Genomic DNA, 2808 nt, shown 5'->3' with positions numbered 1-2808 from the left:
CAGGAACAGGTCCCGGGGCACGGCCCTCAACGCGGCTACGACCGGGGCGGAGACGGGCTCCTTCGCCAGGACAAGGTCGACCATGGCCGTGTGCAGCAGCGCGATCGACGCCTGCGTGGAAGCAGGCATCACGCCACCTCGCCGAGCAGGTCGTCGTACTCGCCCCGCTTGACCGCACGGACGAAGTCCCCGAACGCGCCGGGGGTGGTCCGCACCGACGGGCCCAGACTCGACCTGATCAACACACGGTGCCCGTCGAGGGCGACTTCGACGGCATCGGGCACCGTCGGGTCGAGCGTGGACGGGCGCCGCCATCGTGGGACGGCCGGGACAGGCATGCCGGTGGGCGCAACAGACACGGGTTCCTCGAAACGATGCGATCGGTGTGGACGGGTGGAGCCCGCCGAACCCGGGCCGCACGACTCGGCCCAGGCCCGGCGGGAGCAGAAGCGGCGACACGACACGACCCGGGGTTCATCCGCCCTGAGCTGGTGGAACGGACGGGACCGGATCGGCGTGTTCACCGCGCGCAGCACCCATGACACACTGCGCCCAAACGGAGCAACAGAACGCAACGGCTCGTTGCGTGCATGCAACAGCTCGTTGCACCCACCTGCGAAGGCGTCGACGGGGAGGCCGAAGGTGCAAGCTGGTCAGCGAAACGACGCACTCGCCAACCTGGCCGATCTGCTGCGGACACTGCGTGATCAGCATCGGACCAACAACAGCCGGCTCGAAGCCCGCACCGGCTTCAAACGCCAGCAGATCTCTCGGGCCGTCAACGGCCAGGAGATCCCGTCCGCGGACCTCGCGGACGCGCTGGACACGGCGTTGGCCGCAGCGGGAGCCATCCGGCGATTGCGGGACGAAGCTGTCAGGGAGAAGCGGGCCCGGGACCTGGGGCTCGACCCGAGCAGGCAGGAGGAACCCGTGGACGCCAACCGTCGGCAGGCGTTCGAACTCGCCGCCGCGAGCCTCGTCGCCGCCCAGATGTACCGGGAGTGGACCTCGTCCGCCCCCGATGTGCTGACCCTCGACGAGATCGACGACGCGATCAACGCGCACACCGTCGCGTTCACCGTCGAACCGCACCAGCGGCTCGCGCCGAAGGTGTGGAAGACGTGGAAGTCGGCGCACCACCACCTGATGAACGGCAGTGGCCGGGCCCGCCCGCAGACCAGGCTCACCGTCGCCGCCGGCTACGCCTCCTACATGCTGTCGCGGCTGTCGTTCAACCTCGGAGACACCCTGGCTTCGCGCCGGTTCATCCGCCTCGCCGAAGACCACGCGAGCCAGACCGACGACGTGGTGCTGACCGCGTCGGTCGGGGAGATGGTGACGACGCTGGCGTTCTACGGCCGCCGCTACCAGGAAGCCGCCGTCTCGGCTCGGAAGACCGCGGTCGTGGCGGACAACCCGTACACCCGGGCCCGGATCGCCAGCTACGAGGCGCGGGCCCTTGGCGCGCTCGGCGACGTCGAGGGCACCCGGGCGGCGTTGAACCGGATGCGCACGTCGGTCACGGACCTGCCGCTGCAGCCCGGGATCAGCCCGTTCGGCCCGGCCGCCGCCGAGATGATGTACGCCGGGGTCCTGACCCGGATCGGCGGTGGCGTCGAGGCCGAGCCGATAGCCCGAGCCGCGCTCGCCGCCTACGAAGGAGGCCAGGCGGGCGGGTTCGAGGACTACGGCCACGCGCTGCTCGCGCTCGCGGCCAGCCTCACCGCCCGGGAGGAGCCTGAGATCGACGAAGCCGCGGCCGTGACGGGGAAGGTCGTCGACATGCTGGACACCCGGCCCACTGCCTCGGTCTGCGACCGGGTCGCCGAGATCGCCACAGCGTTCACCGGCCACCCCACCGTCGAACCGGTACGGGACTTCTGGGACCGCTGGCAGGCACGCCCTCGCCTCGAACTCACCGTGGGCCAGGCGTGACCATGACCCTCCACTACGGAACCCCGACGGTCGTCACCATCCCCACCGTGCTCACCGAACGGCTGGTGCTGCGCGGCTGGAAGGTCGTCGACCTCGACCCGTACGCGGCGATGAACGCCGACCCGGAGACCATGCGCTACCTGGACGGCACGTTCGACCGGGCCGGCACCGAGCGGCTGGTCACCCATCTGATCGGCATGTGGGCGATCCGCGGGCACGGCATGTGGGCGGTCGAGGACCGGGCCAGCGGGGAGTTCCTCGGCCGCGCCGGCACCTACTTCGCCCAGGGCTGGCCAGGCGTGGAGGTCGCGGTGTCGATCCGCCGCGACCGCTGGGGCCAAGGCCTGGGCACCGAAGCGATCACGGCGGCGCTCGACTTCGGGTTCGCCCACCTCGACGTCGACGAGCTGATCACCGCAACGCATCAGGAGAACGCGGGCATGAACATGATTGCCCGCAAGCTCGGGATGACCTTCCGTGAGATCGCCGACGTCGGCCCGTGGAAGGCGAACAACGTCCACGCGATCAGCCGTGCCTCCTGGGCCGCCAACCGACCCGAGGAGAGCAAAGGCTGACTTGCCCGCGGAACAGCTTCGTTGATCTCTGCGTCAGAGCGTCGCTGCTGTCATGGCGGTCGCGCCTGGCAGGGACAGCGCAGCGGTCCCGGCCGATGCGGTGCGCGGTGATGTTCATTTCCGTGAGCGAAACTACGTCTTCATCCTGATAAGTCGCAAAGGCCGGATAGGTCGGTTATGCCCGCCGGAGGGGGTTGCGGGCCCGCGACCTGCGAGAACAGCGTCGCCGAACGTCTCGTCCCTGGCTTTGAAGGCCTGTTCCGGGACGAATTGCGGGGGCGTGGGCGGGCTTGTCCCG

At 69.8% G+C, this 2808-nt stretch carries 3 protein-coding genes; 2 read left to right on the top strand and 1 reads right to left on the bottom strand.

Translation table 11 applies throughout. The features are described from left to right. Positions 1-128: 128 nt before the first annotated feature. Positions 129-359 carry a DUF397 domain-containing protein gene (locus KBI5_RS15810; RefSeq protein WP_023840443.1) on the bottom strand — a complete coding sequence of 77 codons (231 nt, stop codon included), beginning with the start codon at positions 357-359 and terminating at the stop codon, positions 129-131. A 34-nt stretch (positions 360-393) separates the two neighbouring features. Here KBI5_RS15810 and KBI5_RS15805 point away from each other — a divergent pair, with 34 nt between their 5' ends. Further along, a complete protein-coding gene (locus KBI5_RS15805) occupies positions 394-1935 on the top strand; it encodes a hypothetical protein (protein WP_241882948.1) in 1542 nt (513 codons plus the stop codon). A gap of 2 nt (positions 1936-1937) precedes the next feature. Next, positions 1938-2510 carry a GNAT family N-acetyltransferase gene (locus KBI5_RS15800; RefSeq protein WP_011435577.1) on the top strand — a complete coding sequence of 191 codons (573 nt, stop codon included), beginning with the start codon at positions 1938-1940 and terminating at the stop codon, positions 2508-2510. Positions 2511-2808: the final 298 nt, after the last annotated feature.

This window comes from Frankia sp. KB5 (assembly GCF_002099325.1).
In the GTDB taxonomy this organism is placed as follows: domain Bacteria; phylum Actinomycetota; class Actinomycetes; order Frankiales; family Frankiaceae; genus Frankia; species Frankia casuarinae.
This window is presented reverse-complemented; position numbering and strand designations above follow the sequence as displayed.

Coding starts and splice junctions, on each gene's coding strand:
- KBI5_RS15800 (WP_011435577.1), top strand. CDS start 1,938: ATGACCCTCCACTACGGAACCCCGACGGTCGTCACCATCCCCACCGTG.